The sequence below is a fragment of the Gabonia massiliensis genome (assembly GCF_001403595.1).
GTDB lineage: Bacteria > Bacteroidota > Bacteroidia > Bacteroidales > Coprobacteraceae > Coprobacter > Coprobacter secundus.
Genome location: NZ_LN877938.1, coordinates 365,795 through 387,338 on the forward strand (window position 1 = coordinate 365,795; position 21,544 = coordinate 387,338).

Genomic DNA, 21,544 nt, shown 5'->3' on the forward strand with positions numbered 1-21,544 from the left:
AATTATACATATGTATGTCATTATTTTCCTAAATCAACATTAATATCATCGTCTAACTCCCAATCATTCTTTCCCTGATTATAGCGAAATATTTGTATTTCCAGTCTGATTCTTCCGGAAAGCAATACCAGTGTATCGGAATTTGCACTGTCTATAGCCGTATCAAAATCGCCTAATGCCGTTATCTTAAGCCCTGTCGGATATCCGTCTGCGTCACTTGCCAGCTCTACTTTGAAACGACTGTTCTGAATACCGTTTGCTAATGTGATTACAGACCCGTTTATATCGGTTTTAAATGTTAAAGTAATGGCTTTTGAGAGTATGTTACTTTTCATACCGATGGTCGTAGTCGAGTTTTTGTCACGGTACAATACAGCATCTCGACTCTCTGTCCACAAATAATAATTTCCACTTGTCCCCATTTGTCCAGCTGTCATATCCCAATCTATAATATTGACATTTAAGTGGATGGGTGGTTGGCCGGCAGCGGTTTCCTTATCCGTATATCCCGGACCGCTGGCCGAATTGATATTGAATACATATTTCTTATTTCGTATGATTTCGATAAGTTCACCGGTATCGGTATTTTCAAAATCGACCGGATAATAATATTTTGTTCCATTGTATTCGGCACCAATAATGAGACGGGTATGTTTTTGTGTCTCTGTCTCGTCATGTGTTGCATTGTCATAGAGATAAAGCTTATTTGCAATAGAGCGGTCTACAGAGTTGTAACTATCAGATTCTAAAGCCAAACCGGTTTTCATGCCTTCGGGAGAATATGCGGACTGAGCTTGGTTGTCTATGATATTATCCGGACTATTTCCTAAAAAACCTTTGTCCGGAACATAGTACAATGTAACATCCTGTAATGTAAAGTTGTCTATATCAGCAGCCACGTAGACATCTACCGAAGCAACCGACCTGATAAGGCTCAGCAATGGCCAGTAGTTAATCACTCCGTCTTTTACTTCTTGTTCTTTCAGCATCCCCCACATAGGCAGACTTGTAAAAGAACCACTATTTTGCAATAACCTTTGGGGATTTGTATCTATCAGTGCATTCTTAAATATTTCCCAATCGGCTTTTCCTTTATATTGGGATATTGCTGTTTCGTCCGGCAGCATCTTTTCGATAAACGAACGACAATTTGCCAAAAAATAAGCATCGTAACCGCTTCCGACAGGGAGAGTCGTACGTAGTTTTCCGTTCACTTTGAAGGTAGTACGCCAACAAACAAACTTTTTTTCGGCATCAAATAGTAACACATCCAGATTGTCAATAATATTTTCATCTGAGGTCGAAAATTCTGTACTACGGGTTGCAGAATTTGTCAAAATGGATAATTCAACTTCAGACTCTCCAGATATATCACCGGCAGGCGGTTCATCGTCAAGTTTGGTCTGACACGCTCCAAATCCGGCTATCAACATAACGGACAATATAAATATTTTTCTCATACTGTTATTGTTTTTTAAAGTACAATCAAGGCTTTACGAACCTGCCATGAATCTACTGTAATAATTGCCTCTTGTTTTGTAGGTCTGATTACAACATCTATCTGAGTTCCTTCTTGAGCTTTCGTCTCTGTGTCGACCCTCAATCGGGCAATCTTATCTTCGAAAAGGGTGATTATAATATTGTCTTCCAATCCGCTTTCCGTATTTACTGATGCCGGAAATACCTTATTTTTAGAGACATACTCATCGCGACTCTTTATATAAGAAAAGTTATCTTCTATTGTAATTGCATCACCGGATTGTTTGTCTTCAAGAATGTGGTATGACTCAGATGACCCGGCAATGCTCATACTGAGTTCCCCGGGATATTGGGTTTTGAAATTATTTCCTTCTTCTATGGTTACAGTTATGCTGCACAACAGCTTTCTAACATCTACATGAATGACTTTTTCTTCTAAAGGAGAGAGTGTAAATGATTGATTTCCCAAAAAAAGTTCCTGAACAGAACCACTGTATGTTCGCGAGCTGCGTGATTGCCGTTCGCTCATAGTAAAATTCACTGTCGAATAGTCTTCTTCATCTTGAAATGCAGGTGAAACTTTATTGATATCTTCGTCTCCCGATAGGGCCCAAGTAACTAAATGGACATTACCGCTATGCTGCTGTTCAAAAGGATATGGTCTCCCTCCTTTTATATTGTCATAAGGTATATGTCTCTCTTCTATTATTCTACCTTCATTGTCATATAGATATAATTCTATATCGCTGGCTACTGAAAGGTCAAAGTCATCCGTTGTTCCTTCATGCGTGAAGATCAGGTTCAGAGAGCCGCTGTCACAACCATCATGAGGACCCTCAGAAGTACATCCTATACAAGATATCATTATCAATAATATCAAAATCGATTTCTTCACGATATAGTAATTTACAATAAATCATTTATATTATCCCCGAGGAGGATATATGAATATCCTCCGGGAAAATATTTAACCACCCAATTTGTGTCCATTATAAATCGACATTCTGGGTTCTTACGTCCCATTTTGCAACTTCGATATTTACTGAAATGGAACTTTCCGTCGGACTGACTACCGGGCCCTCTTCTTCTGCATCTTTAGGCGTAGCCCAACCCACTGTCTTGATATCCTTCATTGTCACGCGGTAAATGCTGTTACGATAAATTTTCCAACTATCGTCCTTCAACAGATTTACTCTCCAATAACGAGACACACCACTTACTCCTGTACCGGAAAACGTACCTTTGATAATAAATGCTACTACCTGATCTTTATCAAATACCGTCGCTGCCGAACCACTACCTCCTTGCAAGATTGAAGGTACATTTTCGTATATATAAACAGGTTTTCCATAGGCTGCCGGCAAGAAACCATTGGTCGTCTCGCTCGCATCGTCATTTTTTACAGAGTACACGGACTCAACCGTTTCTCCATTTGTAGAAAATGTCGTTTTGAAATTGGATGCGGTTGCAAAACGAGTCCATTCACCTAAATCTTTGTATTCAAAAGTTCGAGACTGATTGATACCATTGATAACCATATAGCCGTCGAAAGTCCACTTCAAATCGCTCGGTACTGTTCCACTTTCACCCAGTCCCAATATATCAAGCAAATCGTCTTTCGGAGCAGTAATCTGATTGGATGGGTCTACTTGCGGACTTTCAATTTTGCTCAACAGACGCCGAACGGATAGAGTAAGCGAATTGGTCTCGCCCTCCACGGCATTAATCGCTCCTTCTGCTGCCATAGCAAATCCGGTAGAAACATCAATACCTGTTCGGGAATTCGACCCGTCCAATAAAAGAGCTTTATAAAGGGTATTTTTTTTGAAATCTGCCAATGATGAAGGTACAGGAGAAGGTTCTCCCAAATTTTGGTTGACAGCGGTAAGAATCGTCAAATTACCTGCGTCGACGAGGAATGTATATTGATTATTCAAAGCTAAATCTTCCGGTTTGAAATATTTCTGATAAGTACCGTCTGCATTAAAAACAAAGAATTCCAAAGATTTGATATCATTTTCTTCGGCAGAGCCTGCTTCTTCTCCTGCTAATGACCGAGTGTCGGCATTTCCTTTTATGCTGACTGTAATGGAGGCTTTCTTGCCTTGAATATTTGTCGGGGTTGAAGTATCGTCAGAATCACTACACGACAACAGAGCGAATGACATCGCTGAAATCATACATAAATTTTTAATTCTCATAATTTTAAAGTTTAGTTATTAGTTCATCGTTATATTTATAAAATCGCTTTCAAAGGAAATGCGGTGTAATTACGGGATTTTTCAATGTGGGAACTTGCTTTTTACTTCAGGATTCTGAAGTATTTTTCTACAAACAATGGCTGTTGTCAACTTAGCGCGTTTGGAACATGATTTAATGCAGCTCTCAAATGAGAGGGTACTTCCTCTCATCCATGTTTCATATTTAACCGCCTTTTTATATACAAGTATTTGTCTGCTGCTATCCATCTTCATACCTCTTCGATAATCGGAACTTCGAATAAAAGATATTTTCCCTTTTTTAGTAACTATCATAAATGGAGGGAGAGTAGCCCGGTTAATACCATCGGATATGACGGGTGTCACTATGATTCTCTCTTTTCCCTTGGGAGCAAACCGGGCAGGCTCACAATTAAAACCAAGTTCTATATTGTCGCCAACAATTTGTACTTGTATTTCAGAGACAGATAATTGTCCTCTCTTGTTTCCCGTGCCTGCTGTTGCACTGGAAGGGAGAGAGAGCAATAGTGAAAAACACACTATTACTATTGATATATGAGTTGCGACTTTCATTGCATTTTCATTTATTTAATATTATAAATCAGAGAAATACCAATCTTGGTAGGTCCAACGTAAGTTTTTGTATAATGTTCTGACTTGGTACAACACCAATTCCTGTTGTTTGATTTATCAAAACCGAGTTGTACAACGCCTAGACCGAGATATGTCTCAATCGTCCATCTTTCGGACAACATCCAACTATATCCATACGTGAATCCTGCTCCGGCACCCCAACCTTCATACCGGTACTTTTTATCGAACATGTCAAAAAACTTATGTCCTCCAATATTGTACTTAGTTGCAATGGCATGTACTCCAATAAAGTGGCCACTTGCCGGCTCGCAAAACCAGTATCTCCATTCCGGTTGTATCATCCAATGTACTATTTTATCATTGTGCCCTTTACGCCCCTTACGGTTCCAAGGATTGTAACTTCCGGTTATATTCAAGCTCATTTGTGAACCCCATCCGAATTCTAAACCCAAATTAGGTGTCAGTGTCGCAGCATATAGAAGATTGGTCTTGATGGCCCAATGCATCTTCTTCTCTTTTATTTTCTCCCAAGGTGTCATTATACCGATATCAACGATTATCGTGTTGTCAGCATCTGTGATATCGACTGTATCTTTTATTTCCACTTTCGACAGGTTATGATATCTAACATTTTCGGTCAAGAAGGATTTCGTGAAATCGTGTTTTGCAGATTTCATATCAGCTAAAGTCACAAAACGTTTTTGTGCATATCCGGAAAAGCATACTGAAAGTGCTCCCATAAAGACAAACAAGAACCTGTACCTTAGAGGTTTTAATCCTCTTTTGACGAGATATTGCATAACAATTAATTGATTATTTGAAATATTGTATCGAAACAAAATATATGTTAGGGCACAAATATTTCTATTTCAGCAAAATAATTTTTGCCATTTATGCTAAAAAAGCCCTTCAACAGATATATGCTTTTGGGATAGATGCATGATACTATCAGGCTCTAATAGCTCTTTTACTTACATTATGATTTCTTATAACTTATATTACCAAGTTATGTAATTGTCTAACACTTGAGTTGTCGATTTGTTTTCAATAAAAGTAATATTTTATAGAAGAACTATTGTAGACACGTAGGCAGAGAAAAATATGAAAGAACAGTATAGGCAATATAATTGAGTCAAGAAGGATGTGTGCAAGACTGTTAAAAGCAGGAAAGAAGTTCATTATAGTTGCTGAATCCATGTTTATTGGTCTATTTATAACCCGGTACAATTGGAAGATAGCAACTTGTTATCTCATGAATGGAAAAAAGCAGTATGAGCAAAAGAAAATATAGCAAGGCTGTAAAGTATAAAAAAATAAGGTTGTGCCAGCGTTCTGACACAACTTCCTTGATTATCATTTTTCAAAAATGAAAAAATAGGGATCAGCCCCTAACAATCATGTTTTACATATTTATTCTGCCAATTTAAGTGTATAATTTAGTCCGGAGCTACTTTTTTCGAACTTGTCATTTAATAAAGTCAGTGTCTGTTCATCTTCATAGAGGAAATTGAAAATATCTTTTTTGTCATTAGTTACCAATTGCCATACTGTCGCATCGTTATCTCCCGGAATACCTCGCTGTGTAAACCGTTTTCCGGTATAGGAAAACGATTGGTCCTTGCCATCTTCTGCTTCTATATAGGTCATTGTAAGGGAAAACGTACCATCACCACTATGTTGGCGGCTCCGGACGGTCAACGAATATCGGATACCGGGCCCTGAAGCTGCCGGCAACATACCTTCATAGGTACGAATCTGCCATGCTCCTAGAGCAAGGTCACCCTGTCGTTTTACCGGGAAAACTTTAATTTTTTCGGCATTCATCCCTGCTCGATATTCTCCCGTATAAGAAATTATGGCGGTGTCTTGTAATAAAATACCTTCGGGGGTATCTCTCTCGGCACTTAATACACTAAACATCAAAGTGTCTCCTTGCTGTGATACAATTGTCATCGTATTTATCGTAGCATCTGTAATGATGCCTTTTACGTTTTTTCCCCGAGACACACATGCCGTCATCATAACTGCACATGCTACAACTTCAAACTTTTTCATTTTATTTATTTGTTTTTAAAGCTACTCCAAATATATCTAATCTACCCCATATTTCCAATACTATGGTTACAAGACAGCCCGTCTGACATTAGAGGTCAGACGGGCTGTCTTTTTATTTGTTTTCTCTATATCAATATGCTCTTGCAAATAATACCCGACGGGCAGAAGGCTTACCCGTAACCATACATTTGCCCGGTGTCAGACTTTCTTCATCGGCTTCGAACGGGATGCAACGGATGGTTGCTTTGGTATCTTCCTTGATACGCTCTTCGGTCTCGGTGGTACCATCCCAATGTGCCAAAATAAATCCACCCTCTTCTATCTTCTTCTTAAATTCGTCATATGTATCTACTTTTGTAGTATGAGCCAAACGATAATCAAGCGCCTTTTTATAAATATTAGCTTGAATGTCATCCAGAAGATTTTTTACATAGGTTTCTATATTTTCACAAGTTACGGTTTCTTTTTCGAGTGTGTCACGACGCATTACTTCCATCGTATTGTTTTCAAGGTCGCGTCCTCCCATAACCAGCCGTACGGGAACCCCCTTCAGTTCATAATCGGCAAATTTGAATCCCGGGCGCTTGTTGTCTGCATTATCGTATTTAACAGATATTCCCAATGCTTTCAATTTTGCCACGATACCGGCTACTTTTTCATCTATTTGTGCCAACTGTTCCATGTTTTTATAAATAGGAACGATTACTACCTGTATCGGGGCCAATTTTGGAGGCAGTACCAAACCATTGTCATCGGAGTGAGACATAATAAGGGCACCCATCAAGCGAGTAGATACACCCCATGATGTCGCCCAAACGTAGTCTAACTTATTATTTTTATCGACAAATTGCACATCGAAAGCTTTTGCAAAATTCTGGCCCAAGAAATGAGATGTACCTGATTGCAGCGCCTTCCCGTCTTGCATCAGCGCTTCGATAGTATAGGTATCCAATGCTCCGGCAAAACGTTCGTTGGCCGATTTCACTCCTTTAACTACCGGTACTGCCATATATTGTTCGGCAAAATCGGCATATACATTGAGCATACGTTGTGCTTCTTCTTCTGCCTCTTCCCGAGTTGCATGAGCGGTATGCCCCTCCTGCCACAGAAATTCGGCAGTACGAAGGAAAAGACGGGTACGCATCTCCCATCTCATTACATTGGCCCATTGGTTGCAAAGTATGGGCAGGTCGCGGTATGATTGTATCCAATTTTTATACGTACTCCATATAATTGTTTCTGATGTAGGCCGGATAATCAGTTCTTCTTCAAGTCTCGCTGCGGGATCAACGATAACTCCCGAACCATCTTCAGCATTTTTCAGGCGATAATGTGTGACCACAGCACATTCTTTAGCAAAACCTTCGACATGCTCGGCTTCACGGCTCAGATATGATTTGGGTATCAATAACGGAAAATAAGCATTTACATGTCCTGTCTCCTTAAACATATCGTCAAGCTGACGTTGCATCTTTTCCCAAATAGCGTATCCGTAAGGTTTTATAACCATACAGCCACGTACAGCCGACTGTTCTGCCAAATCGGCCTTTACAACCAAGTCATTATACCATTGCGAATAATTCTCGCTCCGCTTGGTAAGGTCTTTCAGTTCTTTTGCCATTGTTATTTTATGATATTTGTATTTATTTTTTCTGAATTGACAAAATTATAAAAAAGTCAGGATTATTCGGTGATAATTCATGAATAAATAAACTCCTGGCAATTTCTTCGCTCTCAGTCTTACTCGCATTTTGCTTTAAAGGTAGATGCAGGCAAAGCTTCTTTGTTTATCAGATTGGCTCTTGTGAATGGTTGCCAAGCATATCTTACATATTTCGGATTTTTTACGCGCGAAGATGTAAGTCGAACCTTATCTTTTTCTATAACGGCTTTAGCGGGGTAATAAAGCCCTTCAAATTCCGCTATTTCAAAACAGGAGGGTTCTTTACCGTCTGATGTACTCAAACCATCTGCGTAATCGAATGAAATGATAATGGAAGTATGGTCTTTCTGAGCTGACCTGAACAATGGTCCGGAAGGTGTAATATTTTTGTTATAGGTTGCGCATAATGCCCACCGGCCAAGTCGCTCCCCGATTTCTTTTTTGAACCGAGGGTGTACGTCAAGCGAATCTCCGCGGTCTGAGGAGACTGCCATTCCGGTATATGGAACGGATTTCATCAATTGTAACTGACTATTGCGAAACCACGGCCACGACGGACAGTCGAGACTCGACAACTGTACAAAATAGAAAGGCATATCTTTTCTGTTCCAGTTATTCCTCCAACTGTCTACCAATAACCGGAAAAGCGTTTCATGGGTTTCAAAATTATGGGCATTTGATTCACCTTGATACCATATAACTCCTTGAATCGGGAATTGATACAGAGGCTTTATTCCACTTTCAAAAAGATAGCAAGGTTCGTATGGATGTCTACCCGAAATTCTTCCTTTGCTCTTCAAATTTACTCTTGCCCGATTCCTTACCCATTCTTGTATAAAATCATTGTGTAACCAATCTTTCAGGATAGGTTGAAACTTGGTCTCCAGTGTATTGCGGTCGATCCAGGCTTCCGTAGGCGAACCACCTACGGCGTTACATATAAGACCAATCGGAATTTTCAGGCTGTCTCTAAGCATTTTTCCAAAGTAATATGCCACAGCCGAAAATGTCGATGTGGTTGCCGGGGATGCTTCTTCCCATCCGGTATTTCGAAAATAGAGCAAATGATTGACCGAATCTAATGCTTCTATTGTCCAAGGTGCATCTGTAGTATTCCAGCGGCCTTTCATATTATACAAACGCAAATCGTTATCGGTGGATGACGGAATATCTTCTTTTGCAGTGATAGCCTGCTGAAGCATAAACTGCATATTGGACTGTCCGGAACAGAGCCACACTTCTCCTACCGCCACATGATGAAATATTCTTTTTTGTGTTCCGGCTTTTATGCTCAATATATAATCACTGCCGGCTTTCAAAGGCTGTAACGTAACACTCCATCTCCCTCGATTATCTGCCATGGCTATCGCTTTCTGTCCGCCTATTTCTACAATAACTTCGGTTGCAGCGTTTGCTATCCCTTGTATTTTGAGTGGAATATTACGCTGTAATATCATATTATCGGCATATAATCCGGATAATTGCAACCCTCCATAATCACCTGTAATCGCTGAATAGACTGTCTTGGCAAGAATGCCGGCTCCTTCTGCATCCGGATGTACAGCATCGGGCAACAAATATGGATATGGATATAATGGCTCATGAAAGTCTATCAGTTCTGCTTCACTTACTTCAGCCACAGTCGCTATTGCTTCTTGTATTTCGTCATGCCACTTTTTTGTCCCAGATATGAAACGTGGATGAGTGTAGGTTATGGGTGTAAGTTGCGCCAAAATGAAACGAATCTTTTTATTGCTACTTTTCAAGGAATCTATCAGGGCAAGGTAGTCTCTTACAAATTCATCCCTATAATTGGGCCAATCTCGTGGGTCGGTATCATTGATGCCTAAATGAATTACCGCTATATCGGCACCGAATGTCATTGCATCGAGAAACTCTCTTTGCTGCATGTAAGGGCGATGTCCCCGACGCAATAAGGTAGCTCCTGGTTTCCCAAAATTTTTCACAAAATAGTTATTTCCCAAAAGGTTTTGCAGTTGTACCGGATAGGAATATTTTTCCCGATCGGTAATACCTGTTCCATAGGTTATGCTGTTACCTATGCAGGCAACTTTTATTTGTTTTCGGGCAGATACTGCTTCAAATATACATATGGCTATTGTAAACAGGAGGAATCTTTTCATCATTTTATATTTTTAACGGATATGCAATATCTTATTATAATTTGTCTAAAAATACGTAAATGATATTGTCTTGCCAAATTTCATAAAACAAAATAGCAGGGATGTTCACTTACATCCCTGCTATTTTTATAATATATGTCGATATAATCGCTACTCGAATCAGAACCAACGAACGTATGCAAAATCTTGACGATGAGGCAGATCAGGATTTTTCGGGAACATACGGAACGAATATTTATAAACTCCTGAATTCTTGAGAGAATAATCGAGTTTATAATATGTTTTGGAACCTTCGTTTTTCACTATCTGGAGTTCTTGTACGATATAAGGTTTCATCACTCCGTCTTCGATAGGTGTAACTACCAGCTCGACACCGATACAGTTGGGCAAATCCTTGTGGTCGATTACAACTTCTATCGGATACTCCTGTCCTACATGCGGGCTATAGAGCAATCCTTCCGGCAGATTCACTGAAGTTATTTCGATCGAATTCCATTTAGAGGCGATGTCTTCTTTCCAAGCTGCGATTTCTTTTGCTTTAGCAAAATTATTTGCAACAAGCAGCTTAGAACGTTTGGCTTCTTTCATATAGAACCGGTCAATATAGTCTTCGAGCATACGGGTCATCGTATAATCCGGAGCAATCTGAGCGATAGAGTTTTTGATGTATTGTATCCATTCGGGAGAATATCCTTTGCTGTTTTTTGCAAAATACAAAGGAACTATCTGATTTTCAAGCATCGAATAGATAGTAGCTGCATCTAACTGGTCTTGATGTCCCTGGTCTTGGAATGTGCGTTTGTCGGTCAATGCCCAACCTGCGCCATCTTTGTAACCTTCGTACCACCAGCCATCGAGCACAGAGAAATTCAAAACACCGTTCATTTCGGCTTTTTCTCCGGATGTACCGGATGCTTCCAACGGGCGAGTAGGTGTGTTCAACCAGATATCAACCCCGGAAATCAGACGCTTGGCCACTTTCATATCGTAATTTTCCAAGAAAATGATTTTTCCCAAGAACTCGGGACGGCGAGATATTTCTACAATTTGCTTAATCAGACCTTGGCCTGCACCATCGGCAGGATGTGCCTTTCCTGAGAAAAGGAATTGTACGGGATAGTTGGGGTTATTTACGATTTTGGAAAGGCGTTCTAAATCGGTGAACAACAAATGTGCACGCTTATAGGTTGCAAAACGACGGGCAAAACCGATAAGAAGTGCATTCGGATTGATTTTTTCCAATACGGATACAATGCGTGAAGGGTCGCCCTGATTCTTCAACCAGTTTTCACGGAAATCTTCTTTTACGAAATTGACCAGTTTATTTTTCATGGTCTGACGCATTTTCCATATTTCCTCATCGGGCACGTCATAAATTTTTTCCCAAATTTTCTTATCGGATTGGTGTTCGAATATCTCTTTACCGAGCTTCTGTGTATAAAATTCTTTCCACTCAGTTGCTGCCCATGTAGGCATGTGTACACCATTGGTCACGTAACCGACATGTAACTCGTCTGCTGCATAACCTTTCCAGATGGGCTGGAACATATGTTGTGATACTTTACCGTGCAACCAACTCACACCATTGACTTCCTGGCAAGTATTACAAGCAAACACACTCATGGAGAATTTCTCGTTCGTACCCGGATTTTCACGACCCATGTCCATCAAATCTTGCCAAGAGATACCTAATTTTTGAGGGAACTCTCCCATGTACTTCCCGAATAAGGATTCGTCAAAGCTGTCATGTCCGGCAGGTACCGGAGTATGTACCGTATATAACGAGGATGCCCGTACCACCTCAAGGGCTTCCTGAAAATTAAGTTTATCATTTTGTATATAGTCTACCAACCGCTGAATATTGATGAGCGCGGCATGGCCTTCGTTGCAGTGGTATATGTCTTTCTTTATTCCCAGACGGTTGAGCATGATAATACCCCCGATACCCAACATATATTCCTGTTTCATACGGTGTTCCCAATCGCCACCATACAACTGGTATGTAATATGACGGTCAAATTCACTATTCTGTTCAAGGTCGGTATCCATCAAATAAAGCTGGATGCGCCCGACATTGACTTTCCAAATATTTGCATAAATAATACGTCCCGGGAACGGTACTTCAAGTATCATCGGATGTCCATTCTCATCAAGAACTTGCTCTACGGGCAACTGGTTAAAATTCTGTGGCTCATAATTGGCCAATTGCTGCCCATCCATAGACAAAGTCTGGGTGAAGTAACCATAGCGATAAAGGAAACCTACCCCTGTCATGTCTACATTCCGGTCACTGGCTTCTTTCAGATAATCTCCCGCCAATACACCGAGTCCACCCGAATATATTTTCAGAACATTAGCCAAACCATATTCCATACTGAAATAAGCAACGGAAGGAACATCTTTTCTCTTTTCAACATCCATGTATTTTTTGAAATCGTCATAGACGTCATTGATATGGCGCATCATCGACTTGTCAGCTGCTATCTCTTCAAGGCGTTCATAGCTTATACGCTGAAGTAGGGCAACCGGGTTACCGTTTGTTGATTTCCACAATTCAGGAGAAATGGAACGGAACAATTCGATAGTATTACTATCCCATACCCAACGGATATTGCGAGCCATCTCTTCTAAACTTTTTAACTGAGCAGGTACTTGAGAATTTACTGTAATATCTCGCCAACAAGGTGCGTTAGTATTACTTACTTGTACTTTCATATGCTTAATTATTAATGAATAATTCTATATAAAATGTCATTTTTTCTTTTGTAATGCTATATCGTATGCCTGACTGTAATAGGAAATAAAGTATTTCCACTGAGCCTTTGCGGCTGTTTTCTTTGCAGCTCCGGATATTGCCTTTCTTTCCGTATCGGTCTTGACTGATAATGAATGGACAGTCATAGCCAAACCGTCGGCAACTTCATCAAAATTGGAGTCGTTCCGATGCAATATGGCTACGCCTTTTGCTTCCAGTCCCCCTTCTCCCAACGAACCCGTCCACAATCCAAAGCCAGACAAATCGGTGGTAATAGTAGGAATGCCAAAAGCAACACTTTCGAGCGGAGTATATCCCCACGGCTCATAATATGAGGGAAATGCCGTCGCGTCGAATCCTATCAACAGATCATAGTAAGGCATGTTTACTATGCCGTCGTCTCCCCGAAGATATGAAGGGACAAAGATAATCTTTACTTTATCGCTTGCCAGATTCTTAAATCCGCTACCATGCAACTGATTCATAATCATATCTTCGTTATAATTATTCAACGAATGTGTAATCAGCGGATCAGGAAGAGCTGTACGGCCGAATTTTTTAGCACTCATCCTCTCTGCCAAATCTTCACGGGCGGCATTGACCCATGCCGGAACCAACACAAACGCTATAATTTCTTTTTTATTGGTACTCTGCTCCTTCAATCGTCTCAGTGATTCGATAAACAGATTTATTCCCTTATTTTTATATTCGTACCGTCCCGAAGTTGCTATAAAAAACGCATCTTTCGAAGGTTTGTATCCTATCAGCGAGGCGGCAATTTTTATCAATTTTGCCCGAGCAGCTTCCCGCTCTTGAGTATATGCTACGCCTTTGGGAACAAAATTTTCTTCGAAACCGTTCGGAGTCACTACATCGGGAGTACGTTCCAGCAATTGGGTACATTCTCTTGCCGTAATATCACTCACGGTTGTGAAACAGTCGGCATTGTGAGCCGCTGCCTTTTCTAAAGAATGTTTTGCTACCATATTCAATTCACGTGCCATCTGGTCTCCATTATATGCTGCCAGATAATCATACAGGGGCTTATTATTCCCCGCGATAGACCGTCCGATAGAAGTAGCATGGGTCGTAAATATCGTCGCAACTTTGGGTAACTGATGTTTTACATACAGCAGGCCCATACCTGTAATCCACTCATCGAAATGAGCTACTACGTTGTAGTTGTCTCCACCTATATATTTATACAGGCTTTCAATAACCCGTGCCGCCGCATATGAAAAAATACAAGATTCGTCATAATCGCCATAGGCATATAACGAATCTACTCCATACCAATTCCACATATTCGTAAATAGCTCATTACGAACATCGAACATCCGGCTAAAGTCTACCAATATAACAACTGGTTTGCCCGGAATGTTCCATCGCCCTACTCTCACTTGCAGATTTTCATTGGATGCCTGTATCTTCCAGTCCTTCAATAAAGAAGGACTTTCCGTAAAATAGGGAGATTCTTTGCCCTTCCACAAATCGGGCCCGATGAAAATATTTTTGTCTTTATTTATCTTCTGTAAGGTTTTGGCTTTGGTGGACAGTACGGTATAAATACCACCTACTAAATTGCATACTTCCCAACTGACTTCAAATAAATAATCGGGAGTGAGCTGACCTTTTTCCATATCTGAATTTATTATCAACACTTTAAGCAATTAAATTAAGGCGCAAATGTACAATTAAATTTCATCTTTACCAAAAATAGTCTTTATTTATATATTATAAATAAAAAAAGAAAATATGGTAAAACTCTTATGCAAAAAACTTCTTTTATATAGTAGCCAGCCGTTTAAACTTTCCAATAAAAAATCTGTCAGGTTCTCTTTAAATTTCCTTTCGGCCCGCGTTCCCGTTTATTTTTGTCAAATCCTGCTATTCTTCTCAGGCAAATAGAGGGACAACCCCAAAAGTAATTCTCTAAGCTACCCAACCTATGCAAAATTGAAACTGGCTCTACAAATCTTTTTTATTATAAAACTTTATTCTGAAAAAGGTTTTATCTATATTTGTAAAAGTAATCTTAAAAATAGAAAAGTCATGGCTAATAAAAGACAATTGAAAAAAGAAATCAATTACATTACCGAAGAATTAATTTCGGAATGTCTATATAATCGCTATTTTGTAACAGATTGCGATGCTCAAAAAAATGATGAAATATTGGCTAAAATCGTCTCTATGCAGGATGAATTCCTGCGTCGGGTAAATGTAACTGACGGTAAAAATAATCCCAAAATCGTAAAAAAATATTATCAAAACCTCATTGCCAGTTTTGACAAGGGTATAGAAGAAATTATCAGCGAATTTGCTGAAATGAACAAGTAAACAAATACAGTCACAGATAATAGAGCTTCTGTCCGGAAAATCATCGAAGTGATGTATTTCCTCTTTTTGTTGTACAATATCTCCCAGTTCCTCTCTCATACGGGTAGAAAGAAATGGTGATATGAGCTACCGAGAGAGTGAAATACATTCTTGTGAATAAAGTCACACTTTATCGGGGCAGGATTTTAAATTCAGTTTTTTTATGAAAAAGGCGTTGAGCCGGTTTATATTGAAGCTATTCGGGTGGAAAGTTGTCGTAGATGTCCCGGACCTGAAAAAATGTGTGATATGTGTTGCTCCTCATACCAGCAATTGGGACTTTATCATAGGGAAACTGGCGTATTTGTCTATAGGCAGATATGCCGGATTCATGATAAAAAAGAGTTGGTTTTTCTTTCCATTGAATTTGATATTCAAAGCGATGGGCGGTGTGCCCGTAGACAGGAAGCAACGTTCGGAACTGACCGACCAGATTGTGGAACAATTTAACTGTCGGGAACGATTCGGCATAGCAATCACTCCGGAGGCTACCCGAAAAAGAAACAACGATTGGAAGAAGGGATTCTATTTTATCGCCTTAAAAGCCAATGTACCTATTGTACTGGCCTATATAGATTATAAAAAGAAAGAAGTAGGATTGTCCAAAATTTTTATTCCGACCGGAAATTACGAGAGGGATATCGTGACTATAAAGGATTTTTATAAAGGCGTATCCGCCCGGAATCCTCAGAATTTTGGATTATAAAAACACTCTTTCGGTATGGATATATTGCGTGTATCATCGGTGCAATCAGATATTGTTTGGGAAAATGTTGAAGAGAATCTACACCGCAGGCAGCGGGATATAGAAAGCCTGTCGGGTAAAACTGACCTTGTCATCCTGCCGGAAATGTTTACTACGGGCTTCACGATGCATGTCGGACAATATGACCATACTATAACAGAATATACCATAGAAACGATACGGAATTGGAGTGACAGATATCGAATAGCTATTGCCGGAAGTGTCATTGCTTACGAAAATGGAGATTATTATAACAGAGGATTCTTCATCTCCCCCGACCGGGCTCCCCAATATTATGACAAAAAACATCTTTTCAGAATGGGAAGAGAAGGTGAGTTTTTTACAGCGGGAAATGAAAGGCTGATTGTACAATATCAAGGATGGAATATGGCCCTTTTCGTCTGCTATGATTTGCGTTTTCCTGTCTGGTTGCGTAATGTGGACAATGAATATGATATCTTATTGATAGTTGCCAACTGGCCTCAATCGAGGAGCTATGCTTGGAAACAATTATTGATAGCCAGAGCTATCGAAAACAGTTGTTATGTATGCGGCGTAAACCGTATCGGTGAAGACGGTACCCAATTGAAATATTCGGGCGATTCCATGATTCTCGATATGAAGGGGTATCCACTGGTTTCTGCCCGACCGGGTGAAAATGAAATTATCACTACTGAACTTTCTTTGTCGAAATTACAATCATACCGACAAAATTTTCCATTCTGGCGGGATAACGACAAATTTTTATTGCAGTGAACTGAAAATATAATCTTCCAATGAAGAATATCAGAAAAGGTATCATATAGCCTTTTTTAGTACCTATTTATGCTTTTCCCCAATGACGTCGAGGCTTTCTTTTCTTTCTCTTTCGGGGTGTTTCCCCTGTTTGTATTCGCCAAATAGCCCGCTATCTTCTTCATAAAATTTCAAAAAAAATTCTCAAAGCCTGTTCGAGTAAAAGCCAAACGGGTTCTTTCTTTCACTTCCTTCTTTCCAAACCCCACTCCATCACTTATAGTATAAAAAATGGAAGAAGCTATTTCGGAGCCGGTTGTAGGCTCCGAAATAGCTTCTTCCTATTCTATGCAATATGCATTATTTATTTTCAAACATTTTATAGAAATCTTCGGCAGAAATTTCTTTTTCATTTAATGTTACCGTATTCTTGATAGTAGCTGTAATCTTTTCTTCAACAGCACGGTCTGCCACATTGCGAGCCGTATTTTTATCTTTCAGCATATCGGCTGCATACTTGTCGAGCAAATCAGCAGGAACATTCATCATGCCATATTGGGCAAATTGTACTTGTGTCGCTTTACGAGCCATGGCACGAATATCTGCGTCTTCAACTTTGATATCGAAATTCTTAACGATTTGTTCTTTTATCAGGTGCCATTTCAAATCAGGAACCATTTTCGGATATTCTTCTTCAACAGATTCGGCTGTTCTTTTTTCTCCGGTAGCGACCAACCAACGTTTGAGGAATGCTTCCGGTAATTCAATGTCTCCTACTTTCTTCTCGATAGCGGCACGGGCATCGATAGAGAACTTATAATCGCTCTCGGGTTTCAATTGCTCAGCCAGCATTTCACGTACTTTAGCAACATATTCTTCTTCGGTCTTTACCGTATCTTTACCAAATACTTCATCGAAAAGAGTCTGTCCCATCTCTGCCGGCTTGAATCCTGTAATTCCGGTCACTTCCATTTCGAAATCACTTTTTACATTGGCTGCTTCTTCTTTAGAGATATGCAGCATAGATGCCAGCTCTACTTCAAGGCCGTTGCATGTGTTTGACGGATTAAATACTACTTTGTCACCCACTTTCACTCCGGCAAATTTCGGCTTTTCTTCCTCGTTCTTAAAATATGCAGGAGAAAAGACAGTGCTTTCAACGACAATACCCCCTTCTTTTACGTTGCCGTTCTCGTCGAGCTCAACCATCTTGCCACGAATCATGTCTTTCTCACCGGCAACCTCAACTTCTTCCTGAGTTCCGTATCTACCGGCCAACGATTCGCATTGTTTCTTTACCATATCATCATCTACTTTGATGTTATAGTAATCTATTTTGTCTTTTTTCGAAAGTTTCACTTCAATCTCAGGAGCCAAAGCAATATCAAATAAAAATTCAAAATCTTCCTGTGTATCGAAGTTTACTTCTTTCTGGTCGGCAGAAGGTAGAGGTTCGCCCAATACATTGAGTTTATTTTCTTTGATATAATTGAACAATTGTTCAGAAACCAACTTATTAATTTCTTCGATTAAAGCCGATTTTCCAAACATTTTCTTTATCATCCCAGCCGGAACCATACCTTTACGGAATCCCGGGATATTTGCTTTTTGACGATAAGCACGCAATGCTTTATCTACTTTTTCCTGATAATCCGCTTTTGCAATCTCTATTTTGATTACAGCGTTTACTTTGTCAATGTTCTGTTGTGAAACGTTCATTCTTTCGAATTATTTAATTAAAACTATTTTTTTCGTCCAAAATCATTGCCCCAAAGAAAAAAACGGCATAAAATATATATACCTTATATTCTCTTCGCACTTTTGGCAGCGCAAAAGTAATTTTATTCTTTCGATATTCAAACAGGTTTTACAATTTTATTGCAAAAACTTGACGTAATTATGTGAAAATAGTTGGAGCCGGCTTAAATTTTCCGATAAAAAAATTCTGTCAACTCTTCTTGGTATTTCCCTCCGGCCATTTTTCTTGTTTGCATTCGTCAAATAACCCGCTATTATCTTTATACAAACAAAAAAATCAACTTCAAAATAAATTTTCAACCCCAGTTCGAGCAAAACTTAAAATCAGTTCTTATCTTGAAAAAAAATTTCACTTTTGCTTGTACATCCAAATTTTATCTTTTTCTTTGTATCCGAATAAGAGCTGGTTTGCTCTATGTTGAACTCCTCATGTAATTTTACGTGAATTAATAAACTTTTTCAGACCCGCCTGTTCTAAAATTACTATTTTAATTTATTTTTTTATGAACATTTACATTGGAAACCTTAACTATCGTGTTAGGGAAGCTGACTTGCAGCAAGTGATGGAAGAGTACGGTGCCGTAGATTCTGTCAAAATCATCAAAGACCGTGAAACAGGCAAATCTAAAGGATTCGGTTTTGTCGAAATGGGAAATGATGCTCAGGCAAAGCAAGCTATTGAAGAGCTTAACGGAGCCGAATACGAAGGTCGCACCATGATTGTGAAAGAAGCTCGCCCAAGAGCTTAAGGACCTCGTTCCTCATTTGTAAGACCCTAAAGTCTATGCAAGTCTATACAGAAAAAGAAAATGACTTACTATGACTTAATAAAAAAATAAAGTGGTTCTAATTTTCTGAACCACTTATTTTTTTGAATTCAAAGACAAACGTTTATCCCGGAAAAAATTCGGATTATAGCCATAATATAAACAGTCATTTCTCTACTACGGGTGCTTCCCATTACCGACAATGTTTCCAATATAGGCTAAGAACCTATATAAAATTTTCAATAAAGGTAATTCTGTCTGGTCTTTTTTGCCTTTTTATTGGGCCTGTTTTTCCCGTTTTCATTCATCAAACAACCCGCTATAATTATAAAAACTGAAAAATATTTTCTAATTCTGTATGCTAACCTGTGCAAAATTTGGACTCTAAACATCCAATCCTTTATTTTTTTTCTGCCTCCTGTCCCGCTCCCGCTTTCTCATGTATTGTGAGATAAGAATATATACCAAGCCTCCTATTATCAATATGCCGGCTCCCCAATACAACAAGTAAATCTCTTCTATTATTTTCATAATCTGTTTTGTTTAACAGTAAGTATTAGGATAACATCCGATATGTATGAATGTTCATTTTGTCCGAGTATAAAAATCATATACGTGACGAGATATTTGCGAGATGATACCGGCAATCGTCTTGTCATCTTCGTCAGCATCCATGACAAAAACGGCAATTGTATATCTTTTTCCATCGGGCAGTTGTACAAAGGCTAAGTCATTATCCGCAATTTTGGTTCCTCGTGCTGTTCTGGAAGAGCTTCCGGTCTTATGTCCCATAATAACTCCTGACGGCAGACCTCCTTTTATCTTGTCGGCTCCGGTCGATGTACATATCAGAAGATTTTCAAGAAAATCGGAAAGTGAAACGGAGAACAGCTTATTTCTCAGGAATATATCCATAACTTTGGCTGCTTCCAACGGGGTAGTCCAATTTGCTCTCTCGGCATCGACTGATGTATGCATTTCGTTTTCGTCGAACTGTATGACAATCTTCTCAATGCCTAATCCTTTCATGTATTTTTCTGTCTTGCCAGTCCCCCCGAAATGTTTGAACAATATATCGCAAGCATTATTGTCACTCAACGTTATACTGTACCTCAAAAGTTCGGCAACCGTCATGTCGAAATTGCCTTGTGGGACAGAGTCTCTTAAAGGGCTGTAGGTATCGGGATGTAAATCGGATTTTTTTACAAAGATTTCGGTATCGAGCGGCAAGCCTCCGGAATCCAAATCATTCAATACGGATAGTGCTTGATGAAATTTAAAGACACTCATCATCGGATACCGATATTCATTATTCAAGGTAAGGGTATCTTTACCGTCATATATCACGGCTACTCCTACCCTGGCCTTTTTGTCCCGAATCACGGCTTCCAATTCTTTTCTCAACTCGTTTTGCGAAAATGCAACAGATGCTCCCCAACAACAAAACAGTAATGCAGCAACAATAATTCTTTTCATTTCGTCTTTTCGTTTGATTTCAGCCGTCGAAAGTAAAAAGAATATTTGCAATTTCAGCAAATATTATCTCTAATAAAATATTTTTATATATAAATTCCGGTCGTATTATCGGATTGGGAAATTCTACGATATACGACCGGAACATTCTTAGCAGTCATTTTCCTGATTCAGTTGTACTGAGTCTGTATCGTTTACGATTTATAGGCATTTATCATCCAAACTAATTTTTCCTGTTCTTTCAGATAATCGCTCATCAGAGAAACCGTAACTTCATCTCCTGCTTCAGAGGCATCGGACAATAGTTGTCTTTCTTTGGATATAATGTAAGACAAAGTCTCCAAAATATTTTTCAACGCTTCATCGGCACTATCGACATAACCGGATTCTTTTACACCTGAGGCTTTTAAATATTCGCTGAAATTATGGCTCGGAACTCCGCCCAGCATCAAGATGCGTTCGGCAATCTCGTCGACTTTCTCTGCCGTGTCATCATACATTTTCTCGAACTGGCTATGCAATACGAAAAACGATTTGCCTTTGATGTTCCAGTGAAAGCCTCTCAGGTTGGTATAATATACCTGAAAATCGGCTAATAAGTGTTGCAAACCTGTCACTACGTTCTCTACTTTTTTTGTATCCAATTGGATATAGTCTAATGTTTTCATCTTTTCTGATTTTTTAATTGTACTTGTTATTTGTTTGTTACAAAGATATGCTCCTATATTTAATAAATCAAACTGATAATTTCTATCTTTGCATAGATAAAATCTATTAATAT

At 39.2% G+C, this 21,544-nt stretch carries 18 protein-coding genes; 4 read left to right on the top strand and 14 right to left on the bottom strand.

The annotated features are described in order from the left end of the window. Nucleotides 1–20 precede the first annotated feature (20 nt). From BN2628_RS03720 to BN2628_RS03765, 10 genes are all read right to left on the bottom strand, one after another. Nucleotides 21–1,460 carry a fimbrial protein gene (locus tag BN2628_RS03720; RefSeq protein WP_044229847.1) on the bottom strand — a complete coding sequence of 480 codons (1,440 nt, stop codon included), beginning with the start codon at nucleotides 1,458–1,460 and terminating at the stop codon, nucleotides 21–23. Between the two features lie 14 nt (nucleotides 1,461–1,474). Further along, the gene (locus BN2628_RS03725) at nucleotides 1,475–2,374 is read right to left on the bottom strand and encodes a FimB/Mfa2 family fimbrial subunit (protein ID WP_044229851.1); all 900 of its coding nucleotides are present in this window, start codon (nucleotides 2,372–2,374) and stop codon (nucleotides 1,475–1,477) included. A gap of 94 nt (nucleotides 2,375–2,468) precedes the next feature. Continuing rightward, complete coding sequence (locus BN2628_RS03730) at nucleotides 2,469–3,680, bottom strand: fimbrial protein (protein WP_044229854.1); 1,212 nt, start codon at nucleotides 3,678–3,680, stop codon at nucleotides 2,469–2,471. 81 nt (nucleotides 3,681–3,761) lie between these two features. Beyond that, nucleotides 3,762–4,271, bottom strand: coding sequence for a hypothetical protein (locus tag BN2628_RS03735; protein WP_055096072.1), 510 nt, complete (start codon nucleotides 4,269–4,271; stop codon nucleotides 3,762–3,764). An 11-nt stretch (nucleotides 4,272–4,282) separates the two neighbouring features. After that, nucleotides 4,283–5,032, bottom strand: a complete 750-nt coding sequence (locus BN2628_RS03740; RefSeq protein ID WP_257606381.1) for a DUF3575 domain-containing protein — start codon at nucleotides 5,030–5,032, stop codon at nucleotides 4,283–4,285. A gap of 670 nt (nucleotides 5,033–5,702) precedes the next feature. Continuing rightward, complete coding sequence (locus BN2628_RS03745) at nucleotides 5,703–6,347, bottom strand: copper resistance protein NlpE N-terminal domain-containing protein (RefSeq protein ID WP_052431569.1); 645 nt, start codon at nucleotides 6,345–6,347, stop codon at nucleotides 5,703–5,705. Between the two features lie 130 nt (nucleotides 6,348–6,477). Continuing rightward, nucleotides 6,478–7,968, bottom strand: a complete 1,491-nt coding sequence (gene proS / locus BN2628_RS03750; RefSeq protein ID WP_044229857.1) for a proline--tRNA ligase — start codon at nucleotides 7,966–7,968, stop codon at nucleotides 6,478–6,480. A 119-nt stretch (nucleotides 7,969–8,087) separates the two neighbouring features. After that, nucleotides 8,088–10,154, bottom strand: a complete 2,067-nt coding sequence (locus BN2628_RS03755) for a GDSL-type esterase/lipase family protein (protein WP_055096303.1) — start codon at nucleotides 10,152–10,154, stop codon at nucleotides 8,088–8,090. A 159-nt stretch (nucleotides 10,155–10,313) separates the two neighbouring features. Next, nucleotides 10,314–12,869, bottom strand: coding sequence for an alpha-glucan family phosphorylase (gene glgP, locus BN2628_RS03760; protein ID WP_055096074.1), 2,556 nt, complete (start codon nucleotides 12,867–12,869; stop codon nucleotides 10,314–10,316). A 36-nt stretch (nucleotides 12,870–12,905) separates the two neighbouring features. Then, on the bottom strand, nucleotides 12,906–14,549 hold the full coding sequence (locus tag BN2628_RS03765) for a glycogen/starch synthase (protein WP_044229863.1): 1,644 nt from the start codon (nucleotides 14,547–14,549) through the stop codon (nucleotides 12,906–12,908). Nucleotides 14,550–14,961: 412 nt separating this feature from the next. Between BN2628_RS03765 and BN2628_RS03770 the strand changes: the two genes are divergently transcribed. From BN2628_RS03770 to BN2628_RS03780, 3 genes are all read left to right on the top strand, one after another. Continuing rightward, nucleotides 14,962–15,246, top strand: a complete 285-nt coding sequence (locus BN2628_RS03770; protein ID WP_044229866.1) for a hypothetical protein — start codon at nucleotides 14,962–14,964, stop codon at nucleotides 15,244–15,246. A gap of 202 nt (nucleotides 15,247–15,448) precedes the next feature. Continuing rightward, the gene (locus tag BN2628_RS03775; RefSeq protein WP_044229868.1) at nucleotides 15,449–15,991 is read left to right on the top strand and encodes a 1-acyl-sn-glycerol-3-phosphate acyltransferase; all 543 of its coding nucleotides are present in this window, start codon (nucleotides 15,449–15,451) and stop codon (nucleotides 15,989–15,991) included. Between the two features lie 15 nt (nucleotides 15,992–16,006). After that, nucleotides 16,007–16,786 carry an amidohydrolase gene (locus BN2628_RS03780; protein WP_044229871.1) on the top strand — a complete coding sequence of 260 codons (780 nt, stop codon included), beginning with the start codon at nucleotides 16,007–16,009 and terminating at the stop codon, nucleotides 16,784–16,786. 339 nt (nucleotides 16,787–17,125) lie between these two features. Here BN2628_RS03780 and tig read toward each other — a convergent pair whose 3' ends face one another. Further along, on the bottom strand, nucleotides 17,126–18,484 hold the full coding sequence (tig, locus tag BN2628_RS03785; RefSeq protein WP_055096076.1) for a trigger factor: 1,359 nt from the start codon (nucleotides 18,482–18,484) through the stop codon (nucleotides 17,126–17,128). Between the two features lie 542 nt (nucleotides 18,485–19,026). Between tig and BN2628_RS03790 the strand changes: the two genes are divergently transcribed. Then, nucleotides 19,027–19,272: an RNA recognition motif domain-containing protein gene (locus BN2628_RS03790; protein ID WP_021930703.1), complete on the top strand. Its 246-nt coding sequence runs from the start codon at nucleotides 19,027–19,029 to the stop codon at nucleotides 19,270–19,272. 402 nt (nucleotides 19,273–19,674) lie between these two features. Here the strand turns inward: BN2628_RS03790 and BN2628_RS17190 are convergent, their stop codons facing one another. From BN2628_RS17190 to BN2628_RS03800, 3 genes are all read right to left on the bottom strand, one after another. Next, entirely contained in the window at nucleotides 19,675–19,821 is a 147-nt protein-coding gene (locus BN2628_RS17190) for a hypothetical protein (RefSeq protein ID WP_154668390.1), read from the bottom strand. A 54-nt stretch (nucleotides 19,822–19,875) separates the two neighbouring features. Beyond that, entirely contained in the window at nucleotides 19,876–20,766 is an 891-nt protein-coding gene (gene bla, locus BN2628_RS03795) for a class A beta-lactamase, subclass A2 (protein ID WP_044229985.1), read from the bottom strand. A 191-nt stretch (nucleotides 20,767–20,957) separates the two neighbouring features. Next, nucleotides 20,958–21,431, bottom strand: a complete 474-nt coding sequence (locus tag BN2628_RS03800) for a Dps family protein (RefSeq protein WP_044229873.1) — start codon at nucleotides 21,429–21,431, stop codon at nucleotides 20,958–20,960. Between the last annotated feature and the right edge of the window lie 113 nt (nucleotides 21,432–21,544).

Bases quoted from the DNA above. Each gene is read 5' to 3' on its own strand.
- BN2628_RS03720 (WP_044229847.1), bottom strand. From the start codon at position 1,460: ATGAGAAAAATATTTATATTGTCCGTTATGTTGATAGCCGGATTTGGA.
- BN2628_RS03730 (WP_044229854.1), bottom strand. From the start codon at position 3,680: ATGAGAATTAAAAATTTATGTATGATTTCAGCGATGTCATTCGCTCTG.
- BN2628_RS03735 (WP_055096072.1), bottom strand. From the start codon at position 4,271: ATGAAAGTCGCAACTCATATATCAATAGTAATAGTGTGTTTTTCACTA.
- BN2628_RS03740 (WP_257606381.1), bottom strand. From the start codon at position 5,032: ATGGGAGCACTTTCAGTATGCTTTTCCGGATATGCACAAAAACGTTTT.
- BN2628_RS03745 (WP_052431569.1), bottom strand. From the start codon at position 6,347: ATGAAAAAGTTTGAAGTTGTAGCATGTGCAGTTATGATGACGGCATGT.
- proS (WP_044229857.1), bottom strand. From the start codon at position 7,968: ATGGCAAAAGAACTGAAAGACCTTACCAAGCGGAGCGAGAATTATTCG.
- BN2628_RS03755 (WP_055096303.1), bottom strand. From the start codon at position 10,154: ATGAAAAGATTCCTCCTGTTTACAATAGCCATATGTATATTTGAAGCA.
- glgP (WP_055096074.1), bottom strand. From the start codon at position 12,869: ATGAAAGTACAAGTAAGTAATACTAACGCACCTTGTTGGCGAGATATT.
- BN2628_RS03765 (WP_044229863.1), bottom strand. From the start codon at position 14,549: ATGGAAAAAGGTCAGCTCACTCCCGATTATTTATTTGAAGTCAGTTGG.
- BN2628_RS03770 (WP_044229866.1), top strand. From the start codon at position 14,962: ATGGCTAATAAAAGACAATTGAAAAAAGAAATCAATTACATTACCGAA.
- BN2628_RS03775 (WP_044229868.1), top strand. From the start codon at position 15,449: ATGAAAAAGGCGTTGAGCCGGTTTATATTGAAGCTATTCGGGTGGAAA.
- BN2628_RS03780 (WP_044229871.1), top strand. From the start codon at position 16,007: ATGGATATATTGCGTGTATCATCGGTGCAATCAGATATTGTTTGGGAA.
- tig (WP_055096076.1), bottom strand. From the start codon at position 18,484: ATGAACGTTTCACAACAGAACATTGACAAAGTAAACGCTGTAATCAAA.
- BN2628_RS03790 (WP_021930703.1), top strand. From the start codon at position 19,027: ATGAACATTTACATTGGAAACCTTAACTATCGTGTTAGGGAAGCTGAC.
- BN2628_RS17190 (WP_154668390.1), bottom strand. From the start codon at position 19,821: ATGAAAATAATAGAAGAGATTTACTTGTTGTATTGGGGAGCCGGCATA.
- bla (WP_044229985.1), bottom strand. From the start codon at position 20,766: ATGAAAAGAATTATTGTTGCTGCATTACTGTTTTGTTGTTGGGGAGCA.
- BN2628_RS03800 (WP_044229873.1), bottom strand. From the start codon at position 21,431: ATGAAAACATTAGACTATATCCAATTGGATACAAAAAAAGTAGAGAAC.